This window comes from Pantoea sp. RCC30.1, from assembly GCF_058148845.1.
In genome coordinates, this window is sequence record NZ_JBXUHX010000001.1 from 146,993 (window position 1) to 168,437 (window position 21,445).

17 protein-coding genes are annotated in these 21,445 nt (G+C 54.2%); 8 read left to right on the forward strand and 9 right to left on the reverse strand.

From position 1 onward, the window contains the following. The first annotated feature begins 30 nt into the window (after positions 1 to 30). Genes AC2LB6_RS00700 through AC2LB6_RS00710 form a run of 3 tightly spaced genes read left to right on the forward strand, consistent with a single transcriptional unit; the run spans position 31 to position 3,196 of the window. Positions 31 to 1,329, forward strand: a complete 1,299-nt coding sequence (locus tag AC2LB6_RS00700) for an MFS transporter (RefSeq protein ID WP_490091985.1) — start codon at positions 31 to 33, stop codon at positions 1,327 to 1,329. Positions 1,330 to 1,341: 12 nt separating this feature from the next. Further along, on the forward strand, positions 1,342 to 2,184 hold the full coding sequence (locus tag AC2LB6_RS00705; protein ID WP_490091986.1) for a transketolase: 843 nt from the start codon (positions 1,342 to 1,344) through the stop codon (positions 2,182 to 2,184). 1 nt (position 2,185) lies between these two features. After that, complete coding sequence (locus AC2LB6_RS00710; RefSeq protein WP_490091987.1) at positions 2,186 to 3,196, forward strand: transketolase family protein; 1,011 nt, start codon at positions 2,186 to 2,188, stop codon at positions 3,194 to 3,196. 1,147 nt (positions 3,197 to 4,343) lie between these two features. Here the strand turns inward: AC2LB6_RS00710 and AC2LB6_RS00715 are convergent. The 3 genes from AC2LB6_RS00715 to AC2LB6_RS00725 all read right to left on the reverse strand — a co-directional run bounded on the left by AC2LB6_RS00715 (position 4,344) and on the right by AC2LB6_RS00725 (position 9,002). Further along, on the reverse strand, positions 4,344 to 5,315 hold the full coding sequence (locus AC2LB6_RS00715; protein WP_490091988.1) for a ParB family protein: 972 nt from the start codon (positions 5,313 to 5,315) through the stop codon (positions 4,344 to 4,346). A gap of 7 nt (positions 5,316 to 5,322) precedes the next feature. Further along, on the reverse strand, positions 5,323 to 6,522 hold the full coding sequence (locus AC2LB6_RS00720) for an AAA family ATPase (protein WP_490091989.1): 1,200 nt from the start codon (positions 6,520 to 6,522) through the stop codon (positions 5,323 to 5,325). 1,550 nt (positions 6,523 to 8,072) lie between these two features. Then, a complete protein-coding gene (locus AC2LB6_RS00725) occupies positions 8,073 to 9,002 on the reverse strand; it encodes a RepB family plasmid replication initiator protein (protein WP_003855845.1) in 930 nt (309 codons plus the stop codon). A 460-nt stretch (positions 9,003 to 9,462) separates the two neighbouring features. Between AC2LB6_RS00725 and AC2LB6_RS00730 the strand changes: the two genes are divergently transcribed. Beyond that, positions 9,463 to 10,833, forward strand: coding sequence for an aldehyde dehydrogenase family protein (locus AC2LB6_RS00730; RefSeq protein ID WP_490091990.1), 1,371 nt, complete (start codon positions 9,463 to 9,465; stop codon positions 10,831 to 10,833). A gap of 3 nt (positions 10,834 to 10,836) precedes the next feature. Here AC2LB6_RS00730 and AC2LB6_RS00735 read toward each other — a convergent pair whose 3' ends face one another. After that, positions 10,837 to 12,015, reverse strand: a complete 1,179-nt coding sequence (locus AC2LB6_RS00735) for an NAD(P)/FAD-dependent oxidoreductase (RefSeq protein WP_490091991.1) — start codon at positions 12,013 to 12,015, stop codon at positions 10,837 to 10,839. A gap of 93 nt (positions 12,016 to 12,108) precedes the next feature. After that, on the reverse strand, positions 12,109 to 13,338 hold the full coding sequence (zigA, locus tag AC2LB6_RS00740) for a zinc metallochaperone GTPase ZigA (RefSeq protein WP_490091992.1): 1,230 nt from the start codon (positions 13,336 to 13,338) through the stop codon (positions 12,109 to 12,111). Positions 13,339 to 13,460: 122 nt separating this feature from the next. Between zigA and AC2LB6_RS00745 the strand changes: the two genes are divergently transcribed. After that, positions 13,461 to 13,799, forward strand: coding sequence for an ASCH domain-containing protein (locus AC2LB6_RS00745; protein ID WP_490091993.1), 339 nt, complete (start codon positions 13,461 to 13,463; stop codon positions 13,797 to 13,799). On the opposite strand, the gene AC2LB6_RS00750 is transcribed toward AC2LB6_RS00745, so the two are convergent. Continuing rightward, entirely contained in the window at positions 13,800 to 14,348 is a 549-nt protein-coding gene (locus tag AC2LB6_RS00750) for a helix-turn-helix domain-containing protein (protein WP_490091994.1), read from the reverse strand. It lies immediately after the preceding gene. A 111-nt stretch (positions 14,349 to 14,459) separates the two neighbouring features. Here AC2LB6_RS00750 and AC2LB6_RS00755 point away from each other — a divergent pair, with 111 nt between their 5' ends. The 3 genes from AC2LB6_RS00755 (at position 14,460) to AC2LB6_RS00765 (ending at position 16,244) form a co-directional block, all read left to right on the forward strand. Next, positions 14,460 to 15,128 (forward strand): AzlC family ABC transporter permease, encoded by a 669-nt coding sequence (locus tag AC2LB6_RS00755; RefSeq protein ID WP_490092291.1) that lies wholly within the window; start codon positions 14,460 to 14,462, stop codon positions 15,126 to 15,128. Beyond that, the gene (locus AC2LB6_RS00760; RefSeq protein ID WP_490091995.1) at positions 15,125 to 15,448 is read left to right on the forward strand and encodes an AzlD domain-containing protein; all 324 of its coding nucleotides are present in this window, start codon (positions 15,125 to 15,127) and stop codon (positions 15,446 to 15,448) included. Before AC2LB6_RS00755 ends, AC2LB6_RS00760 begins: the two co-directional genes overlap by 4 nt. A gap of 103 nt (positions 15,449 to 15,551) precedes the next feature. Continuing rightward, complete coding sequence (locus AC2LB6_RS00765; RefSeq protein ID WP_490091996.1) at positions 15,552 to 16,244, forward strand: DJ-1/PfpI family protein; 693 nt, start codon at positions 15,552 to 15,554, stop codon at positions 16,242 to 16,244. Here AC2LB6_RS00765 and AC2LB6_RS00770 read toward each other — a convergent pair. From AC2LB6_RS00770 to AC2LB6_RS00780, 3 genes are read right to left on the reverse strand one after another with little or no spacing between them, the layout of a single operon-like run. After that, positions 16,230 to 17,195 carry an acyltransferase family protein gene (locus AC2LB6_RS00770; protein WP_490091997.1) on the reverse strand — a complete coding sequence of 322 codons (966 nt, stop codon included), beginning with the start codon at positions 17,193 to 17,195 and terminating at the stop codon, positions 16,230 to 16,232. The two genes, AC2LB6_RS00765 and AC2LB6_RS00770, sit on opposite strands and share 15 nt — an antisense overlap. Then, positions 17,188 to 20,250 (reverse strand): efflux RND transporter permease subunit, encoded by a 3,063-nt coding sequence (locus tag AC2LB6_RS00775; protein ID WP_490091998.1) that lies wholly within the window; start codon positions 20,248 to 20,250, stop codon positions 17,188 to 17,190. The genes AC2LB6_RS00770 and AC2LB6_RS00775 overlap by 8 nt, the downstream gene beginning before the upstream one ends. Continuing rightward, complete coding sequence (locus AC2LB6_RS00780; RefSeq protein WP_490091999.1) at positions 20,250 to 21,338, reverse strand: efflux RND transporter periplasmic adaptor subunit; 1,089 nt, start codon at positions 21,336 to 21,338, stop codon at positions 20,250 to 20,252. The genes AC2LB6_RS00775 and AC2LB6_RS00780 overlap by 1 nt, the downstream gene beginning before the upstream one ends. Positions 21,339 to 21,445: the final 107 nt, after the last annotated feature.

Sequence of the window (21,445 nt, forward strand, 5' to 3'; positions counted from 1 at the left end):
CCTGCGGGCTAACTTTCGGGAGTGAACACCATGACCACGCTTAATTTGAGCGCAGCCTCTGCTGCGCGCGATATCACCTATCGCAAAATTGCCTGGCGTCTGATGCCCTGGCTGATGCTCTGTTACCTCTGTGCCTATCTTGATCGCGTCAATGTTGGCTTCGCTAAATTACAGATGATGGATGATTTATCGCTCAGCGAAACCGTGTATGGGCTGGGTGCCGGGATCTTTTTCATCGGCTACTTCTTCTTTGAGGTGCCGAGCAACCTGATCCTGCATCGGGTTGGGGCACGCCGCTGGATTGCCCGCATTATGATTACCTGGGGAATTATCTCAGTGCTGTTCGCCTTTGTTGAAACGGCCTGGCAGTTTTACCTGCTGCGCTTTTTGCTTGGCGTCGCCGAGGCAGGTCTGGCACCGGGTTTACTGCTTTATCTCACCTACTGGTTTCCGTCTTATCGTCGGGCACGCATGACGGTTCTCTGGTTTATCGCCATTCCCCTCTCAGGAATGATTGGTGGCCCGCTCTCTGGCTGGATTATGGCGACTTTTGCAGGTTTCCACGGCTGGGCTGGCTGGCAGTGGATGTTTATGCTGGAAGCTATCCCTACGCTTGTTATGGGATTCGTGGTGCTGGTGGTTTTGAAGGATCGGGTGGAGCAGGCGGACTGGCTTGATGACGATGAGAAACGCCGCGTGCGTGCCGATCTTGACGAGGACAATCAGCAGAAGGCCTGTCACGGTTCAGTGAAAGCGTTTATTGCCGATCGTCGTCTCTGGCTGCTGGCACTGATCTACTTTTGTGTGGTCATGGGCCAGTATGCACTGACCTTCTGGTTACCCACGCTGGTGAGAAACTCAGGTGTCAGTGAACCGCTGCATATCGGTCTCCTGACCAGTCTGCCTTACCTATGTGCCATTATCGTTATGCTGCTGGCCGGGCGCAGCGGCGATCGCCATCGTGAACGTCGCTGGCACCTGATAGTTCCGATGCTTGTCGGACTCACCGGACTGACGCTGGCGACCCTGCTCAGCCATAGCGTCTCCCTGTCACTGCTCTCTCTCTGTATTGCCGCTGCGGGCATTCTTTCCGCCTCATCCCTGTTCTGGATGTTGCCGACCAACCTGTTGGGTGGTGTCTCTGCTGCCGCAGGCATCGCTGCAGTGAACTGCATTGCTAATCTGGCCGGTTTTTTCTCGCCGTGGCTGATTGGCTCTATCACCACCGCAACCGGGTCACCGGCTTCCGGAATGTATTTTATTGCTTCCGTCCTGCTGGGTGGCGCGTTATGCGTGCTGCGCATTCGGGCGGCGGATGTTAATCGTTAATCAGGAGGTACCATGACTGACTCTCGTCACAGTTCAAACGCGCTTTCACTGCAGCAACGCGCGACCAATATTCGCCGTCATGCGCTATTAATGGGCCAGGTGCAGGGACAGGGCTATATCGGTCAGGCACTGGGTGCAGCTGATTTGCTTGCCGTCAGCTATTTTCACGCTATGAATTACCGGGCAGATCAGCCTGAGTGGGAAGGTCGCGACCGCTTCTATCTGTCGATTGGTCATTACGCTATCGCTCTTTATGCCGCGCTGCTTGAAGCGGGCGTGATACCCGAGGAGGAAAGGGAAACCTATGGTTCCGATGAAAGCCGGCTGCCGATGTCTGGCATGGCCGCCTATACCCCAGGCATGGAAATCACCGGAGGTTCACTGGGTCATGGCCTGGGTATTGCCGTAGGTGCCTGTCTGGGCCTGAAGCAGAAAGGCTCGCAGGCGCGAATCTATAACCTGCTTTCAGATGGAGAGCTTAATGAAGGCTCCACCTGGGAAGCGGCAATGTCAGCTTCACACTGGCAGCTTGATAATCTGATCGCCATTATCGACGTCAACAATCAGCAGGCTGACGGCCACAGCAGTGAGATTCTCGCTTTTGAACCGATTGTGGATCGCTGGCAGGCTTTTGGCTGGTATACCCAGCGGGTCGATGGCAATGACATTGCTGCTCTGCAGAAAGCTTTTGACGTAGCACGTAGCTGGCCTGAACCCCAGCCGCGCGTCATCATTTGTGATACCCGAATGGGCAAAGGTGTACCGTTTCTGGAGAGCCGAGAGAAAACTCACTTCATTCGGGTCGACGCCGATGAGTGGGACAAAGCCCTGACCGCACTAGAGCAAGGAGTCTGAGATGAGTTCACAACCGCAAAAAAAACGTCTGACCACATCCGCCATGATCGCCTCTATCGCTGCTGAGGGTCAGCCGACGGTTTCTGCTCCTTTCGGGCATGCTCTGGTCGCTCTGGCAGAGCAGCGCTCAGATGTGGTGGGCCTGACAGCAGATTTAAGTAAATACACCGATCTGCACCTGTTTGCAGAGGCTTTTCCGCAGCGCTTTTATCAGATGGGGATGGCGGAACAGTTACTCATGAGCGCCGCAGCGGGAATGGCTCGGGAAGGCTTTATGCCTTTTGTCACCACCTATGCCGTGTTTGCTTCCCGCCGCGCCTATGATTTTATCTGCATGGCCATCGCCGAAGAAAATCTGAACGTCAAAATTGCCTGTGCACTGCCAGGGCTGACGACCGGTTATGGGCCGAGTCATCAGGCAACTGACGATCTGGCTATTTTCCGGGGCATGCCGAACCTGACTATCATCGACCCCTGCGATGCTCTTGAGATTAGCCAGGTCATCCCGGCTATCGCGGAACATCAGGGTCCGGTCTATCTGCGTCTGCTGCGCGGTAAGGTTCCACTGGTACTGGATAAATATGACTATCACTATCAGCACGGTAAAGCTCAGCGTCTGCGTAGCGGTAAGCATGCCGTCATTATTAGCAGCGGATTGATGACCATGCGGGCGCTTGAAGCTGCTGAAGCGCTGGAAAAGCAGGGCATTGAGATCGGTGTAGTTCACTCTCCCATGATTAAGCCTCTGGATGAAGAGACCATCCTGAGGGAAGCAGGGGTAGCACTGCAGGCTAATCAGCTGGTTATCACGGCAGAGAATCATTCAATAACAGGCGGATTAGGCGAAGCTATTGCTGCGCTGTTAATGCGAAACCATGTAACTCCACGCTTCAAACAGATTGCCCTGCCGGATGCATTTTTGGCCGCAGGCGCATTGCCGACGCTGCATGACCGTTATGGCATCTCAACCGATGCCATGGTTAAGCAAATCACTACCTGGCTTGAGGCCTGATTCCTGACAAAACCGGGCCACGCCCGGTTTTCTTCTCTGTGTATCATTACCAGCCCTGTAAAATCACCCTTCATTCCCGTCCTCCTTCGCTTCCCGGACGTCGGTTTACTGATTGCAGTGGTCAGCACTCTCTGCGTGCCAGCAAACTCTCTGAATGCCTTTAAACCACCACGGTTGCCGAGTTTCATTGCTGTACGAACGGGGGAAAGGCCGATTCACTGTAAACAGCAATTCAGGCAGTTCTCCTCTTTAGCCTGGTGAACCTGCTGGCGTTCTCTATCGTTGAGCAGACGCTGTCATCCACTTTGCTCAATACAGTGAATCGGGTTCAATCACCTGACTACCTGCTATGACGCATAGTTGGCACCGGTTTCCGTTCGTAAAGTCTTCAGTGTGTTTTTCATAAAACAACCCCTTGTCTTAGCCATCTTCAGAAAATAATTTTTATAATGAGATAAAAGTTATCCACTTTTTCTGTGGATAAGTGAGGGATATTTTCTGAGTATCTTTTTACGCTCTCTGGTCATGACCTGGTTGTCGGTGAGTTGCGCTTCTTTTCTGATCTTGTTTATTCACCCAAGAAAGGTAAAAAGGGAGGGTTATCATCTTAAATTCTGGCGATTTCAGGCTGAAATTTATATGAATTTAAGTTAATAAACAGAGAGTTAACTTCAGTATTGAGTTGGCGCACGTCTTTACCTGGTAAGGGTGTGCAGTGGATCAATGGGTTACAAGAAGCAAGCACGCAGTAACTGAGGTCGTGTGAAAGGGGATTGGTCACTAATGAACCAGCGGCAAAAAATCATTCCTTGCATTATTGCGACTACTCTATGAAGCCTTGCAGCGAACTGAAATGTTAGCGATAGCATTGTGGGAAACCAGAGACTTATTGTCATGAGCTCGTGAGGAGTTTAGGCACTGCTTCAGCATCTGGCAAAAGGGTATTGCATAGTGGCGATTTCAGGAGGTTTATGTCGCATAAATAATAATTTAATCATTAAAAATCAATGTATTAATCAAATAAAGACCGATTAAATAGTGGCGATTTCAGCCTGAAATTCGGTTTCCAGCTACCGCTTACGTTATTCCAGACTGCAAAAAGAAAAAAAGCCAGCAATGAACGCTGGCTGATTTGAATGCGGAGAGGTTAGTGATTGAGATATTTTTTCAAAGTCTCAGCAATGACTTTATCCAGCTCTTCCTGCAGCTCTTTCGACTGCCGGTTGAATTCATAGCTGAACATGCGACCGCGCACCTTTTTACGGGCAAAGCGATCTTTATCAGCAAACGACCATAGCGAAGTGGCCTGCGTTTTATCTTTCTCCGGTTCCTTCATCAGCGTCTGGCTGCCCTGTCGAATCAGTCGCAGAATATGATTCTTAAGCTCGTCTTCTGCCAGACCTTCGCGGGCGCAGACCACATCAATTTCCCGGGAAATGGATTTGATTAGCGCTTCAACGCTCTGCCCTGACTCACTTAACTTTTCAGCAGCCTGCAACAGCGCTTTGTAGTCGGGATAGGTTAGTTCAGCGTGATTAGGGAAGAGTGAGATTAAATCTGCCGGAACGCTGGCGGCCTGCAGAGCACGCGTCACCTTTGCCTGGGATAACCCCTGATTCTCAGCGATCTCTTTCTGCGACAGACCTCCCTCTTTCAGCGTTAACAGGCGCATGCCCACTTCACGCAGGTTGTGTTCCCGCGCCGTCTGAATATCCTGCGCCAGTCTGCGGGCTTCATCCGGTGTGATGGCGGCATCGGTAATCAGCACGTCCAGCCCGGTTTTACAGTAGAGTGCGGCGGCACGTCGGCGTGAGCCGTCGAGGATCTCGATGCGGTCATCGCGCATTACGCCAATGGCCGGGAAGAACTGCTGTAGCTTGATGGTGCGGATAATGTCGCGCAGCGAGTCGGGTGTCAGGCCTGCCTGGTCGCGTCCATTGGTTTCCATCGTGACAAACGTTTTGTTTTCAACCTCACTGGCAGCAATACGTTCAAATCGGAACAGGGCGCGCTTTCCGGTAGCCAGAACGAACATCTGGTTATGCTGGCTGCCAGTTGTATCGCTTTCGAGTGGAGTCTGGCTGAAGGTTCTGCCAATTGTGATTCTTTTTGCGCTCATACAAACCTCAGTTCAGGCGAATAAATTCGATACGGTCGAAGACGGCTTTTGCGAAATCCTCTGCGGCGGATCGTGCATTCTTCAACGCTTCGCTACTGCCGACGTAGGTCGAAGGATTGGCGGAGATAACCGTATCAAAGGATTCGCCGCAACGTTCGAAACCATCAAGGCGGGGAAGGGCAGCATCCAGCATGTCACCGCCAAAAATCTCTTTAGCCAAACTATGACAGAGTTTGTGGTCAGCTTTATTGGAGAGCTTGGACATGAAGCCGATGTTGCCCTGCAGGCGACAGGTTGCGCCGGAGTCTTCGATAATCGCAATCAGTTCCGGCAGGCGTGTCAGATATTTAAGCGTCGAGTGAAAATCGACCTGCGCCGGTGGCACCGGCGTCATCAGCAGGTCAGAAGCGGCAATCGCATTCTTCAGAAAAGCATCAAGATGCGGGCCGCTGTCGATAAAGATAAAATCATAATCTTTTTTCAGCTTGGCAATGACATTGTCGTAAAGCACAGCATGAACGTTTTGTTGCGGCAGATGCTCAGCACAAAGCAGATCCCAGCTTGAAGCGATAAAGGCGTCATCAATCGAGGCGGGCAGTACATCGACACCCGGAATGATAGACGGAACGATGAATTCGTTTACCAGTTCATCACGGGAAACATTCTGCAGCATGGCCTGCGCTGCCGTTGCTTCCACCAGCCCGACTGAGCGCTCATGGTTTAAAAACATGGTTGCCGAAGACTGCGGATCAAGATCAATAACCAGAACACGTAAATCTTCGAACAGCAGATGAGGATGGGCACGTAGCGCGTGGGCCAGCGAAACGGTAGAAACCGTTTTGGAGACGCCGCCCTTAAGATTACCGACAAAAATGGTATAGGCATCGCTGTGGCGATCGCGATATTTCGGCACACCACGATGATGATAGATATCGATAATGTTCTGAATCGACATGGCATATTTAACAGATGAACCCGCGGCGCGTTTATCAAACTGATAACCGCTTTCTTCCATCTCATTGACTGCGTAATCCACACTGGCTCGGGTCAGTTTCGGCAACTTGGCTAACGCCGCTTTTGCATAGACCTGATAGTAGGTATTTTCATGCAGTTCCTGCTTTTGCGCCTGAATCTGATCGGTGAGGCTCAGAAGCATGCGTTCTGAACGCTGTGCAACCTTCATCACCTGCTTGTCATCGTTAGCCATAGTTGCTCCAAACATGTAGGATTTATGACTTTATACTGAAATCCTGCACGTAAGGCAATAATTTATCCTCTCAACATGATCTGTGTTTCTATGTAACAGCATGGGTTTTGGTGAGCTTCATCACACTATTCACTGTGTGTGGGGGAAATAAAGCGGGTAGTTTGCGATCAACATTCACTGTAATCAGCAGATCATTCACTGTAGTAAGTAAATAGATCCACAAATGATCAGGTAAAGGGAATGCAGACAGAGAGGAGGGGAGGCGGACTCAGAATGCCGCATTGAAAGCACCAAAGATTCACTGTAATCAGCGAAGTCAGCGTGGTATCCGGTGATGTTCCGGTAAGGGAGTCAGCGCTACTGAGGGTGGGATTGACGAGTGTTCAAACAAGCTCAACAGGTTGCTGCGCTGCTTTTTACCTCTTCCTGCTCCAGACATTCACTGTAGTCAGTAGCGTTTAAAAGAGCAGCGCAGCCAGGAGTAACGTTCACTGTAATCAGTAACCTTGTTCATTGGGTATCATGATAAGTAAATGGGCGGTGTAAACGTTCACTATAATCAGTAGCGGTTTGCTGATGAACCCGGAACGGGTCACTAAAGCATCGGGATCAGATGAGAAAATAAACAACGACCCGTTCGCTACTGCTTTTGGTCGGCAATGCAGACGAGTGTATCCTTAAACGTTCACTGTAATCAGTAAATCCTGCCAGACGCGAACGTTCACTATAGTCAGTAAATGAGGAGTGACTCTGCAAACATTCACTGTAGTCAGTAGAATAATTGGGCTCTGTTCTGCGCCACAGGGAGCCCCTGGTGTCGCTATCAGACAGTGACCGTCCTGCTGATTCTGAATCTGACCAGCCTCATGCAGCCAGACATATGCACATCAGCATCAGCCCTGCATATCAGCGATGGACTACCCGGCTTCGCTATAACGTTCACTGTAATCAGTAGCAGACGAAGAATGTTACGTCACATCGTAGCGAACATTCACTGTAATCAGTAAAGCGTTCACTGTAATCAGTACACATTACCCTAAGCCACGTCAGCCAGGCGGCTGCATAAGACGGAGGTGAAGAGAGCAACGTTCACTGTAATCAGTAACAGTGTCACGCGTGTCAAATCTCCTGACGGGTAACCTATCACTCTCAGATCAGCGCACCCGTTAGTCATAATCGTTGAGAACAGGGCGGAGTGCTGACGTTCACTGTATTCAGTAGCGTTCACTGTAATCAGCAGGATGCACCATCGTGAGACGCAGTCTATACATTCACTGTAATCAGTAAAACAGGGATGAGTAAGTGCTAACAGGTATGTATGTAAGTACACACTTACTCACTAAGCCTTATAGAAAGGAAGGGGTGGTATGAAGGGGAGCGATACAGGCTTTGGCATAGCACCACGATTACTGATTACAGTGAACGTTACTGATTACAGTGAATGTCGGAGAAATGCTGATTACAGTGAATGGGCACTAGAGACGCAATGTCACTCTTTTAGAAAAGTGACACTGCCACGGAGGATTGCTGATTACAGTGAACGCGAAGAGTTAATCCTCGAACTCGATCTCATCCAGCGAATCGATGCTCTCCAGATTACCGATACCATCAAGCTTTGGCGTGCGACTGTGAATGATGAAAAAGACCGAACGGCCACGCTTAACTTCTGAGTAATCCAGATAACCAATCTCTTTCAGCTGCTCCATCGCGCGCCGTACCACATGGTTCTGCGTGGTGGTCTTGGAGCCGAGATTGAGGCGCATACGCAGGCGTGCCAGCGAGATAGGCGCCGGATTGGTCGGCAGGCTCTCCAGGAAGGTGTAGAGCGCCTGTGCAGACTCTTTACGCTTGAGGCGGGAGATTGCCCGGAGCTGAAGCAGCACCTTATGATCGAAGTTATAGAGTTCGAAAAGCTTAGGGTCGGCCTGAATGCGGACAATATCTTTTTCACGGTCGTAATAGGCAGACTGAACAAGGTGGGTATGATACGCCTTGCCGTTGCCTTCAAAGGAGAGCGTATTGGTTGCAATGCGGCGCAGAGAGGCATCCAGGCGCTTACGCAGTGCGGCTGAAGAATTGGCAGAGGGAATGCCACACATCTTAACAAAGTCGATAAACGGCAGGGTGACCGTATCGCCTTTAGTCGGATAACGGGAAAACGACTGAATAATGCCCGCCCAGGTTTTGAAATCGTTATCCATATCCAGCCGCGCGCCGGTAATGGTAATCTTTTCGTATCCTTCCGCTTTCACCAGCGTCAGGTTCTTCAGCTCTTTCGTCGCATCTGTTGAGGCCATCGCACCAGATTTACCCCGTGCGGTCGATTTCAGGGTCGGCACAAAGAGTCCGAGACGCATTAATGCGACGGGCTGGACGGTATTATTCTTGTTGGGATGAAGCTGAATAACTTCACCACTGTTTTTGGTCACTGACAGAAAAGGTTCTAGTAACGCTTTGTTTTCGTTGTCTTTATCTGCCATGGCGTAAGATCTTCATTCTGTGGATGAAAGGGATCGTTTTCTGACTACAGTGAACATTAGCACTGATTACAGTGAACATTCTACCAGGTACAGTGAATAAAGTACTGATTACAGTGAACACTTTACTGATTGTAGTGAACACGATCACCCTTTCAGCCCTTGTGGGGCGTGGCCTGCGACGATCGGGGATCTCTTAGGATCTCTCTATGATCTATTAAGGATCGTTTTTTAGGATCTGGTCACTGTATAAGTGGAAAACTCCATCAGAACTTAATCTTCAGATGCATTAGCCGTCAGCAAAAAAATCTCCGGCAATCTGCAGGTTATTTGTCAGCCTGATCAAGTACTGACAAAAAATATTCTCAATTAATAAACAACTTCCTCACTATTATTCATTTTTCATAATCAACTACACCGCGTATCGTCTCTCCATCACTGACAGAATGAGGAAGACGGCACCATGACTGAACACGCCCTATCACGTAACCCCGCCACAGGTGAAATTCTGGCACGCTATCCGCTGCAGAACCCTGCAGAGCTGGAACAGACGCTGGCAACAAGCGCATCAGCTTTTGCGGCATGGCAACACAGCAGCATGCCCGATCGGGTTCGCGTATTGCGTCAGCTCGGTGAGCAGCTGCGTCAGCGGGAATCCGATCTTTCCCGCATGATCACCCTGGAGATGGGTAAACCCATTGCACAGGCCCGCGCTGAGGTTCTGAAATGCGCGAACTTATGCGACTGGTATGCAGAACATGGCCCTGCGATGCTGGCCGATCAGCCCACTCAGATTGCTGATGCATGGCAGCGATTCCGTCCCATCGGTGTGATCCTGGCTGTGATGCCATGGAATTTCCCACTGTGGCAGGTTCTGCGAGGCGCAGTAAGCATGTTGCTGGCAGGTAATACCTATCTGCTGAAACACGCGCCTAACGTCATGGGAAGCGCCACACTGATGGCTGAGCTGTTCAGCGCGACCGATCTGCCAGTGGGTGGCTTTAACCTGGTCAACGTTGACAACGACGGTGTCTCCATCGCCATCAAAGATGATCGTATTGCCGCCGTCGCCGTGACCGGCAGCGTTCGGGCTGGCGCTGCTATCGCCGCACAGGCGGGTGCAGCACTGAAGAAAACCGTGCTGGAACTGGGGGGATCCGATCCCTTTATCGTACTGGCAGATGCCGATCTTGATGAAGCGGTTAAATCCGCCGTTATCGGACGTTTCCAGAATACCGGGCAGGTCTGCATGGCTGCCAAACGCTTTATTATCGAAGCGCCCATTGCAGCAGAGTTTGAGAAACGCTTCACGGCAGCCGTCGACGCACTCACTATGGGCGATCCGCTGGATGAAAACACCTTCCTGGGTCCAATGGCTCGCGCCGATCTGCGTGATGAACTGGATGGGCAGGTAAAAGCCACGCTGAATGAAGGTGCGCGTCTGGTGCTGGGTGGCGAGAAAGTGGCAGGGGAGGGTAACTACTATGCGCCGACCATCCTCGCGGATGTCACCAGCAACATGACCGCGTTCAGACAGGAGCTGTTTGGCCCGGTCGCTGCCATTGCCGTAGCGCGGGATCCACAACATGCGCTGGAGATCGCCAACGACAGCGAGTTTGGCCTCAGCGCTACCGTCTGGAGTGGTAACGAGGAGATCGCCGATCGACTGGCGCTGCAGCTGGAAGTCGGCGCGGTGTTTATCAATGGCAACGGCGCGTCCGATCCGCGCGTTACCATTGGTGGCGTGAAGAAAAGCGGCTACGGCCGTGAGCTGTCGCACTTTGGTGTGCACGAATTCTGTAACGTGCAGACCGTGTGGAAGAATCGCCGCTAGTTCTTACTGTGCCGCTGGAAGATAAGCGGGCGCTGCTTTAGCGTCCGCACTGAGCGGACGTAGCAACCGATGCGGTGCAAACGCACTCAGCATCGGTGACGCTGTGCCGCTCAGCATCTCCTCAGCCACCAGCCTGCCCAGCAATGGGGCAAGGGTCATGCCGCTATGGCTGACCATCAGATAAACGCGTGCTGACTCGCTGAGGTAGCCTGATGCTGGCAAGCCATCAGCCGGACGCGACCGCTGTCCTGTTTCAATCCGCTCAATTCTCGCGCCTTCCGTGTTTTTAAACAGCCGACGCAATCGACGCAGCATCTCTTTGCCGATCAGTCCCTCCGGCGAGACCGGCCGCGCCGGATCGGCATGATGATCCAGATCCAGCGCCTGCAGCATCAGGCGGCCACCGCCATCCGGCCGCACATTCAGTTCCGGGGTAATCAGATTGCATTTAAGTGGGATCGGCAGAGGCTGCGTCTGCGCCAGAAAACTGCAGGCTACAGGATCGGCGCGGTTTGCATCGGTCATCGCCAGTTCAAGCCCGCACTGACTCATCAGTTCCGGTGCCCAGCGGCCGGTTGCCAGCACCAGTTGATCGCCACGCCATTCATCACCGCTGGCCAGTGTCAGATGCACATCCCGACCCGTTTCAGTCAGCGTTGTCACTTCATTGTTGCAGACCAGCTGACCACCACTGGCTCGCAAATCCGCCAGCAGAGAGGCGATGAACAGACTCGGATAAAGCAGGCACTCCGACGGGAAAAACCACGCGTGCTGTATGCGGGGATCGAGCCGCAACTCGGGCAGGGCACCCAGAAGCGCGGCGCGACTACGTTTCTCAACGGGATAATCGAGTGTCGTGAGCTTTGCTGCGCGCTGCGCCAGCTGGCGCAGGGAGGATTCATCGGCTGCCCACTCCAGCGTGCCGGTTTCCAGCAGCCACCGGGGCGATGCAGGGTGACTGGCCTGCCAGCGCTTGTGCTCGTCTATCGCATGGGCATTAAGATCATGGTAGCGGGTGGGTTCTTTGCCGTTGGCATTGACCCAGGCATAGCTGATCTGACTGGTTCCGCTGCCAGGATAGTTTTTATCGAAGACGGTGACCTGTGCGCCCCGTCGCGACAATGACTGCGCGACGGCTAAACCCAGCACGCCTGCACCGATTACGGCAATACGTTGTGGCATATCTGGTCTCTCCTGAACAGGGATGAGTGGAAAACTGCTACCTGCCGGTTCGTTTCACTATTACGAAGTCAAAGAAAGACGTCAACCGCAGTTTCAGGCGGTCGTTTCATCAAACCAGGCAGGCACAGGATCGGCCAGATTAATCCAGTGCTCAGGGCCTGCAGCCATCTCATGCAGTGTCAGCAGTGCGTGGTCCAGCGCGGAAAGAATGCGCTTTTCATCCATTTCAATGCCGATAAATACCAGTTCCTGACGCGCATCGCCGGTGCCTTCCTGCCATTGTTCTGCGATGAAATTGAGGGAATCCGCATCCTGTGGCCAGTCCATTCGCGGCACACTGACCCACCAGCGCCCGGCATAACCCTGACGAGCCACAGCGCCCGCCTGCGACCACATCGCGGCATAGTCAGGCCGGCTAGCGAGCCAGAAGTAGCCCTTAGAACGGATAACCCCGTCAAGCTGGTGATTAACGACCTCCCAGAAACGCTGCGGATGGAACGGACGGCGGGCGCGATAAACAAAACTGCGAATGCCATACTCCTCCGATTCCGGCTGATGCTCACCACGCAGGGTCTGCAACCAGCCGGGTGCCTGTGCTGCCCGGTCGAAATCAAAGCGACGGGTATTCAGAAGGCTGTCCAGCGGGACCTGGCCAAACTCACTGTTCACAATAAGGGCATGTGGATTAAGCGCACGTAGCATGCCCTGTAGTTCATGCAATTGCGTCTGGCTGAGCAGATCCGTTTTGTTCAGTACCAGCAAATCACAGAACTCAATCTGATCCACCAGCAAATCAACCACTGAACGCTCATCCTGCTCGCCCAGCGACTCGCCGCGAGACTGAAGATCATCGACTGAACGGTAATCGTGCAGGAAATTGAAACCATCCACCACGGTAATCATGCTATCCAGGCGGGCATAAGCCGACAGGCTTTCACCTTCTTCATCTTCAAACGTAAAGGTTTCAGCAACCGGCAGCGGTTCAGAGATGCCGGTTGACTCAATCACCAGATGATCGAAGCGACCGGCCTGCGCCAGCCGTTTCACCTCCAGCAACAGGTCTTCTCGCAGCGTGCAGCAGATACAGCCGTTACTCATTTCGACCAGCTTTTCGTCGGTACGTGACAGCTGTGCGCCGCCGTCGCGCACCAGCGCAGCGTCGATATTAATCTCAGACATATCATTGACGATGACCGCAATCCGCCGTCCTTCGCGGTTGTTAAGAATATGATTGAGCAGGGTGGTTTTACCGGCACCGAGAAAGCCAGAGAGAACCGCAACCGGCAGACGGGGATCCTCGGATGTCAGAAGGGAGAGTGGCATACTGTTACCTGTCAGTAGTGATTAACGTATATGTTATAACATAACATTAATAATACTGTTTTCAATCGGGATTTCTGTTCCTGTGTCTGATAATGAAAATGATTAAGAAAAAAGGAGAAGATATGCAACAACTTACACTGGTGCCGCGTCTTGTGCCGGATGTCAGAAGCGGCACGAAAACCTCAACGATACGCTGGCAGGAAAGTGATATCGTCACCGGCCCGCTGAAGCTGGTGAATGAACAGGATGCCGCAGACGCGGTCATCGTATGGGTGACGGATATTGATACACTGCGTTTAAATGAGGTGGCCGCGCGGCAGGGGAAGGAGGCTGAATGGCCGGATGCGGTGCTGCTGGAGGGGATGCGCGAGCACTATCCGGAAATCAGGCTGAGCAGTGAGGTGCAGCTGATTACTCATCTCACGCCCGCCGAAACGCAACAGAAGCTCACTGAACAGTAATCAGCTGTGCTCAATGACCAGCAGCGCCAGCGTATCGGCTTCCAGCGCCCGAAAGATATGCAGCTCATCACCCGGATAGGTAATGTAATCACCTACGTCCAGCTCCACCGCACTGTTGACCGGGCCCACCAACGCACGCCCTTTAGCCATAATAATATGCTCGATGGTATTGGGAATATGGGGTTGTGATATGCGCTCGCTGCCGGGCTGGACCTCCAGCAAATAGATATCACGCCGGACGCCAGGTGGGCAGGATGCCAGCAAAACGGCCTGATAATCGGCCAGATCTGCAGTCACCGACAGACCTTCTCCACGGCGAATCACCTGCAGACGACGCGCATCCGGCTCCAGCAACCGTGAAAACGGAATATTCAGCGTCACACACAACGACCACAAAGTCTCAATGCCCGGATTACCATTACCCGCTTCCAGCTGTGACAGCGTGGATTTGGCGATTCCGGCACGGCGTGCCACTTCCGCCAGTGACAGACCCGCTCGCTGACGTTCACGCACCAGGGCATTGGCAATAATGCTGATAGGGGTATTCAAACGTACTCCTGATAACCTGAATGTTTTTTATATCGAACATAATGTTCGGCTTGTAAAGCGCTATCGTGGTGTTCATTATATCGGATTATACGTTCATTATGAGACAGAATGATGCTTTTTCCGCAAATGCAGTTGCTGGACAAAGGGGTGATCAAAGCGATTTTCCTGGTCTGCCTGGCTGATGGAATTGTCGGCTTATCCTATGGCTCGCTGGCCTCCGCCGACGGGTTTCCGCTCTGGGTGCCGCTGGCGTTGTCAACGCTGGTACTGGCGGGCGCATCGGAGTTCCTGTTTATCGGCATCGTGGCGGGTGGTGGCAGTCCTTTTACCGCCGCCGCTGCGGGCCTGCTGGTGAATGCGCGTCACCTGCCGTTTGGCATTGCGGTAAAAGATCTGGTGGGAAAGGGCCCGTCGGGCTGGTTTGGCTGTCACATCATGAACGATGAAAGTGTGGTGTTTGGTATCTCTCAGCCGCAACTGGCCCAGCGTCGCAGCGCCTACTGGCTGTGCGGCATCGGTATCGGCTTAATCTGGCCGGTGAGTGTCATGACCGGAGCGGCGATCGGGCAGTTTATTCCGGATGTCTCGGTGATCGGACTGGATGCGGTATTCCCGGCCATCCTGATCGCCCTGATCTTCCCGGCGCTGCGCCAGCGACGCACCCGCATCCCGGCTGCCGTCGGCGCGCTGCTCTCTTTGCTGGCGACGCCGCTGGTTCCGGCGGGCATGCCGGTACTCTTCTCGCTGCTGGGTCTGCTGACATGGAGATCGCGCAAATGACGCATAAGGGAATGGTCATCGCCGGAATTGCCATGCTGGCTGCCGGAACCTATCTGATGCGCTTTGCCGGCGTCAGGCTGGGAAACCGTCTGCCTATCAGCGAACGCACCCAGCAGATGCTCTCCGACGCTGCCACGGTATTGCTGCTGGCAGTAGCAGCGACCACTACGCTGTTTGAGGGTCAGCATTTTGCCGGTGTGGCTCGGGTGGCAGGCGTGGGCTTTGCCCTGTTGCTGGCCTGGCGTCGGGCGCCACTGATTGTGATTATTCTGGGGGCGGCGGCGATGACGGCACTGCTGCGTTTCTTCGGCGTGCCCTGAAACTGATGTGCTCCGAGGCTGTTATGTCCCGACGCGCCCAGGATTGATATCTGACCGGGCATCACGGCATGATGTGGGTTCATCACCCGCCCGGAGTTTGCCCATGAATCGTCCGCTACAGATTGGCCTTCTGCTGTTCCCTGATGTCACCCAGCTCGATCTCACCGGTCCGTGGGAAGTATTTGCGCGCACGCCTGGCGTCGAATGTCATCTGGTCTGGAAGGATCTTCAGCCCGTTCGTTCCGATCGCGGCCTGTCGATATTGCCTACCACCACGTTTGATGCGTGCCCGCCGCTGGATGTGATCTGTGTGCCTGGCGGGCCAGGGCAGATCGCCCTGATGTCAGACGATATCACGCTGAATTTCCTTCGACAGCAGGCCGCTCAGGCGCAGTGGATAACCTCGGTTTGTACCGGGTCGCTGGTGCTGGGAGCGGCCGGATTGCTGAAGGGATATCGTGCAACCTCGCACTGGAGTTCCATCGATCAGCTGGCCTTGCTGGGCGCGGAGCCGGTCAGTCAGCGGGTGGTGCGAGACCGTAATCGTATCAGCGGCGCGGGCGTCACCTCGGGTATCGATTTTGCCCTGACGCTGGTGGCTGAAATCGCCGGGGACACGGTCGCTAAAGCAGTCCAGCTGCAGATGGAATATGATCCTGAACCGCCGTTTACCAGTGGTTCGCCGCAGACCGCACCGCCACAGGAAGTGGAACAGGCGCGGGCGAAAATGGCGGATTTTCTCGCCACGCGCCGTAAGGCAACCGAGCGTGCCGCGCGGCGGCTACAGGCTGATTAGCTTACGGACGCCGGGGATAAGCAGCAGCAGCAGTGACAACGCCATCGAGGAAATTAATGTCAGGACGATGACCAGCAGTTTATCGCCCAGCGTCTGAATGTGGATCGCGGCAGCCAGCAGGCCAAAAACCAGATAGTGCAGGATATAAACGCCGGTCATGGTTTTCCCGAGGGTGGTCAGAAACGAGGTCAGCCACTGACCTTTTTCTGGCAGGCGGATAGCGTTAATGCTGATTACGATCAGCACCACCAGCAGATAAACCTGCGAACCCGTCAGAACCACATCGTTTTGGGTCGCCAGAAAGCGCGCAATAAAGTAATGACGCTCATAGAGCCAGGTAAAGAGATAAACCGCAGGCAGCAGCAGCAGGCTGCTCTTTATCACTCTGGGTGAGGTCAGCAACTGCATCACGCGCGGCGCGGCCATCAGCCGACCGGTTAGGTAGTAAAGCACCCACGTCCAGATACGGTATTGCGGTAGCAGCGAAAAGGCCCGCTGGCCCGGATAGAGGCTGGCGAGCAGGTCATAGGCAAACGCTGAGACCAGCAGCAGGAATATCCCGGCTGCCATCACCCCTGGCCGCTGAATCAGCCGGTCGATCAGTGGATGCGAGACGTAAATCACAATGAGCGCAATCACAAACCACGGCTGAATCAGATAGCCTTTATGGTGCATCCCGGCAAACCAGAAAAAGCTGAACCAGAAGATAAAAATCAGCAGAATGCGGCGAATTTTGCCGAGCTGCCACGCGGGCGTGTGCAGCTCACCGGCATCGATATAGCCACTCAGCAGAAAATAGAGCGGCGTGGCGATCGTCGAGACAAAACTCAGCACGTTCAGCGTCAGATTGATGTCGTAATGGTAGCTGTCGTAGCTCTGGTACAGCGTAAAAAACGACACGGCGGTGATACAGGCCAGCGTCTTCAGCATTGCCAGCCCGGTCTTATTCACCGCGCGCCTCCTGGCCGTGGAAGCAGCGATAGATCACCGGCAGCACCAGCAGGGTCAGCACGGTCGCAAATCCCAGACCAAAAATAATCACCACGGCCATGCTCTGGAAAAAGACATCGCGCAGCAGCGGCAACAGGCCGAGCACCGTGGTGAAAGCCGTCAGGAGGATAGGGCGAAGACGCGAAGTCGCCGCATCAATAATCGCCAGCTGCAGCGACTTCTCCTGCTGGAAGAGCCTGATCTCCTCAATCAGCACGATCCCGTTACGGATCAACATGCCCGACAGGCTCAGCAGTCCTATCAGTGCCATAAAGCCAAACGGAATCCCGGTGATCAAAAAGCCACAGGTAACGCCAATCAGTGCCAGTGGCACGGTGATCCAGATGGCAACAGCGTCGCGCAGCGAGTTAAACATCAGCACGGTAATGATAAACATCGCCAGGAAGCCCACCGGCAGCGAACTGAGCAGCCCGCTCTGCGCTTCGCGTGAACTCTCCAGTTCGCCACCCCATTCAAGCCGGTAGCCAGACGGAAGTTTCAGCTGATCGATCTGCGGTTGCACCCGCGCGATGATCTGCGCAGAGGTTAAACCTGAAGCGGGATCGGGGTCGGTCTGCACCGTCAGCACGCGCGTGCGATCGCGGCGCATAATCAGTGGATTTTCCCACTCCAGACGGAAGTCAGAAACCACATTGCTCAGCGGCACAACGTGCTGCAGGGCAGCGCTCCAGAGCTGGATGTTCTCGATGTGATCGACACTCTGCCGCTCATCATCCGCCGGATAGAGCATCACCGGCATCAGCCGCGAACCGTCACGGAAAATGCCCACCGCGTCGCCGCTGAAGTTCATTCTCAGTGCCTGATCGATATCGCGCTTGTCGATGCCCAGTTCCTGACCGCGCAGTGCCGAATAGACCGGGCGGATCACTTTACTGCGCTCCTGCCAGTCGTTGCGCACCGGGAAAGTCGAACCATCCGCCAGGAAAATCGCATCCAGCTGGCTGCCGATGTGGCGCAGCACCTCAGGATCCGGGCCGATCACCCGCAGAGCAATGGCACTGTCGCTGGCGCTGCCAAACTGAATTCGCTTGATGCGCTGATTCACCTGCGGGAAGTTCTGCTTAATGTACTCCTCGGTCTTCAGCGACAGCGCGTCAAGCTGTCGCGCATCCTTAACCCGCACCATGATCTGAGCGAAGTTGCTGTACTGGCGCGCTGCGTCATAGGTCAGCGTAAAGCGCAGTGCGCCCTGGCCCACCGTGGTGACCGTCGACGCGACGTCCGGATCGTGATTTATAAACCGGGCAATTTCCGCCGCCGTATTGGCGGTGTAGTGGATATCGGTGCCATAGGGTAGCCATATATCGGTGAAAAAGACCGGCGTGCTGGAGGAGGGGAAGAAGTTCTGCTTCACCAGAGTAAAGCCATACAGCGACAAGGCCAGCAACGCCACCATCACCGTTAGCGTGGTGATGCGGAAACGCAGCAGCCCGCCCAGTGCCTGACGATAAAGCCGGAAAACCACGCCCTGATAAGGCGCAGTGGGTTCGGTTTGCTCAGGCTTAGCTGCGCCCCGGCGCTTCTCGCTCCAGTTGATAAACACCGGGGTTAAGGTCAGCGCCGTGACCCAGCTCAACATCAGTGAAATCAGCAGCACCTGGAACAGCGATTTACAATATTCGCCGGTCGAATCCTGTGACAGGCCAATCGGCGCAAAGGCGAGAATCGCAATGACCGTCGCCCCCAGCAGCGGCAGGGCGGTGCGCCTCACCATGCGGGCAATCGCCTGCTGCAACGGATGCCCGCGCTGGTGGTCGATCTTCACCCCTTCAACCACCACGATGGCATTATCCACCAGCATGCTCAGCGAAATAATCAGCGCGCCCAGTGACACCCGCTGCAGCTCAAGTTTAAACAGGTACATGATCAGCAACGTACCGAGCACGTTAAGCGCCAGCGAGGCGGCAATCACCATGCCGCTGCGCAGGCCCATAAACAGCAGCAGTGTTCCCACCACAATCGCCAGCGCCATCAGAAAGTTGAGGATAAAGCCGTCAACCGACTGTTTTACTTCATGCGCCTGGTTATAAAACACCTTCAGGCTGATTCCTGCGGGCGTATCCTGCTGATAGTGCGCCATGCGGGCGGAGAGCGCGTCACCGACATCGATCACATTGACGCCGGGCGCAAACGAGATGCCGATAGCCAGCGCCGCTTCACCGTCTGCAAAGTAAATATTGGATGGATTATCGGTGACGCCACGTGTCAGGGTGGCGATATCGCGCAGATGCACGTTCTGCGGGCTGCCCGCTGGCAGAATCGGCAGATTAGCCAGATCGTCGAGCGTTTGTAGTTCGCCGGTAGGGTGAAAACGGATCGATTCGCTGTCGACCCGCAGCGTGCCGGCACTGGCGACGCTGTTATTCCGGCTAAGCAGATCGGCAACACGCTGCGGCGTCATGCCATAGGCAGTCATTTTGCTGGCGGAAAGCGCGATGCGAATCTCCTCCTGCTCGACACCAGCGACCGCAACTTTCGCTACACCAGGCACCAGCACTAAATCGCGTCGCAGCTGGTCAGCATAATTACGCAGTTCGCTGTTCGTGTAGTCCTTGCCGTGGATAACGAAGAAATAGCCATACACATCGCCGAAGTCGTCATTCACCAGCGGCGCCTGCACGCCGGGCGGAAACTGCCGCGCTGCATCGCCGACCCGGCGGCGTAACTCATCCCAGATTTGCGGCAACTGATCGGCCAGATAGCGGCTTTGAATATTAACGGTAATCTGCGACAGGCCATTGCCGGAAATAGAGGTGACGTTGTCCAGCGACGGCAGGCGTTGCAGCGCATTCTCCAGCGGCAGCGTGACCTCCTCTTCAACCTGCTGGGCTGACGCGCCAGGATACTGGGTGACTATCACTGCCGACTTAATCGTAAAAAGCGGATCTTCAAGCCGACCGATGTTGAGCAGGGCATAGATGCCGCCTACGCCCAGCAGCAGAATGACCATCCAGATGCGAATGGGTTTATCAATAAAATGCTCCTGAATACGCATTATAACCCCCGCTCGCGCTGCCAGATGCGCACCGTTTCACCGTCACGCAACTCACCGACACCGGCGGCAACAATACGGTCGCCCGGCTTCAGCCCGCTGAGGATTTCAATGCCCTGAGCGGTGAGACGACCCACTTCGACCGGCCTATCTTTTACACGCAGCGCCTCGCCATCCTGCTCAACCAGCCAGACATGCGGTTGATTGGTGGGGCTGCGATCGGGATTAAATACTGCAGCCGTGGGCACCACCAGACGCGGCTGGGCTGGGGCATTCGGCAGGTTATGAAGTTTAACGCGCACAGAGCCGCTGAGACCTGCAACGCCAGGTAAATCCGCCGGACGTGGCATGGTCAGCACCACCTGATAAGTCAGCGTGGCGGCGTCGGTCTGGCTGGTATGCTCTTTGTACTGCGCGGTAAAAAAGCGACCGGGCAGGGCGTTAAACTGCACCTCAGGCTGATAGTGAATATTCTGGATGTCGAGGCTGGTGAAGAGGGTTTCCGGCAGCGTGAAGATGACGTCGAGCAGATCGGCCCGGGTCAGCAGCGCAATCGGCTGTCCGGCGGCCACCACCTGATGATTACGCGCCTGCACCCTGGCAATCACCCCATCAAACGGCGCGCGCAGCGTCAGAAACTGTAACTCCTCCTGTGCGATTTTAAGTGCAGTCGCGGCGGCATCACGGTTAGCGCGCTGAATATCCATCTCAGACTTTGAAACCGCGCTGCGCTGCGCCAGCGTATTAAAGCGCTGAAATTGCCGCTCCGCTAGCTGTAGCGCTGTCTGACGGTCGCGTACCCGCAGTTTTGCATCCGCATCATTCAGGGTGGCAAGCAATTGCCCTGACTTTACAGGCGTTCCATCACGTATATCGAGCTGTACCAGCTGGCCCGCGCGTTTAAATGCGAGATCGGTATTATCACCCGCCTGAATACGTGCAGGAAAAACCCGGATATTCTGCGCGATATCCGATTCAAGGGTAAACACTTTAATTACGCGCGGTGGCGAGGCTTCCGCTTCTTTTTTTTGATCGCACGCTGTCATAAATAAACAACAGAGCAAAATGGGGATAACCTTGCGTTTAATCATATTCTTCGCCTTAACATCAGCTATTTCACATCACTTTAATAAGCGTTAAGGCGTCATTAGCCCTGATGCTTATCGCGACCGGGATAAAATTATTTTTAATCTTCGCC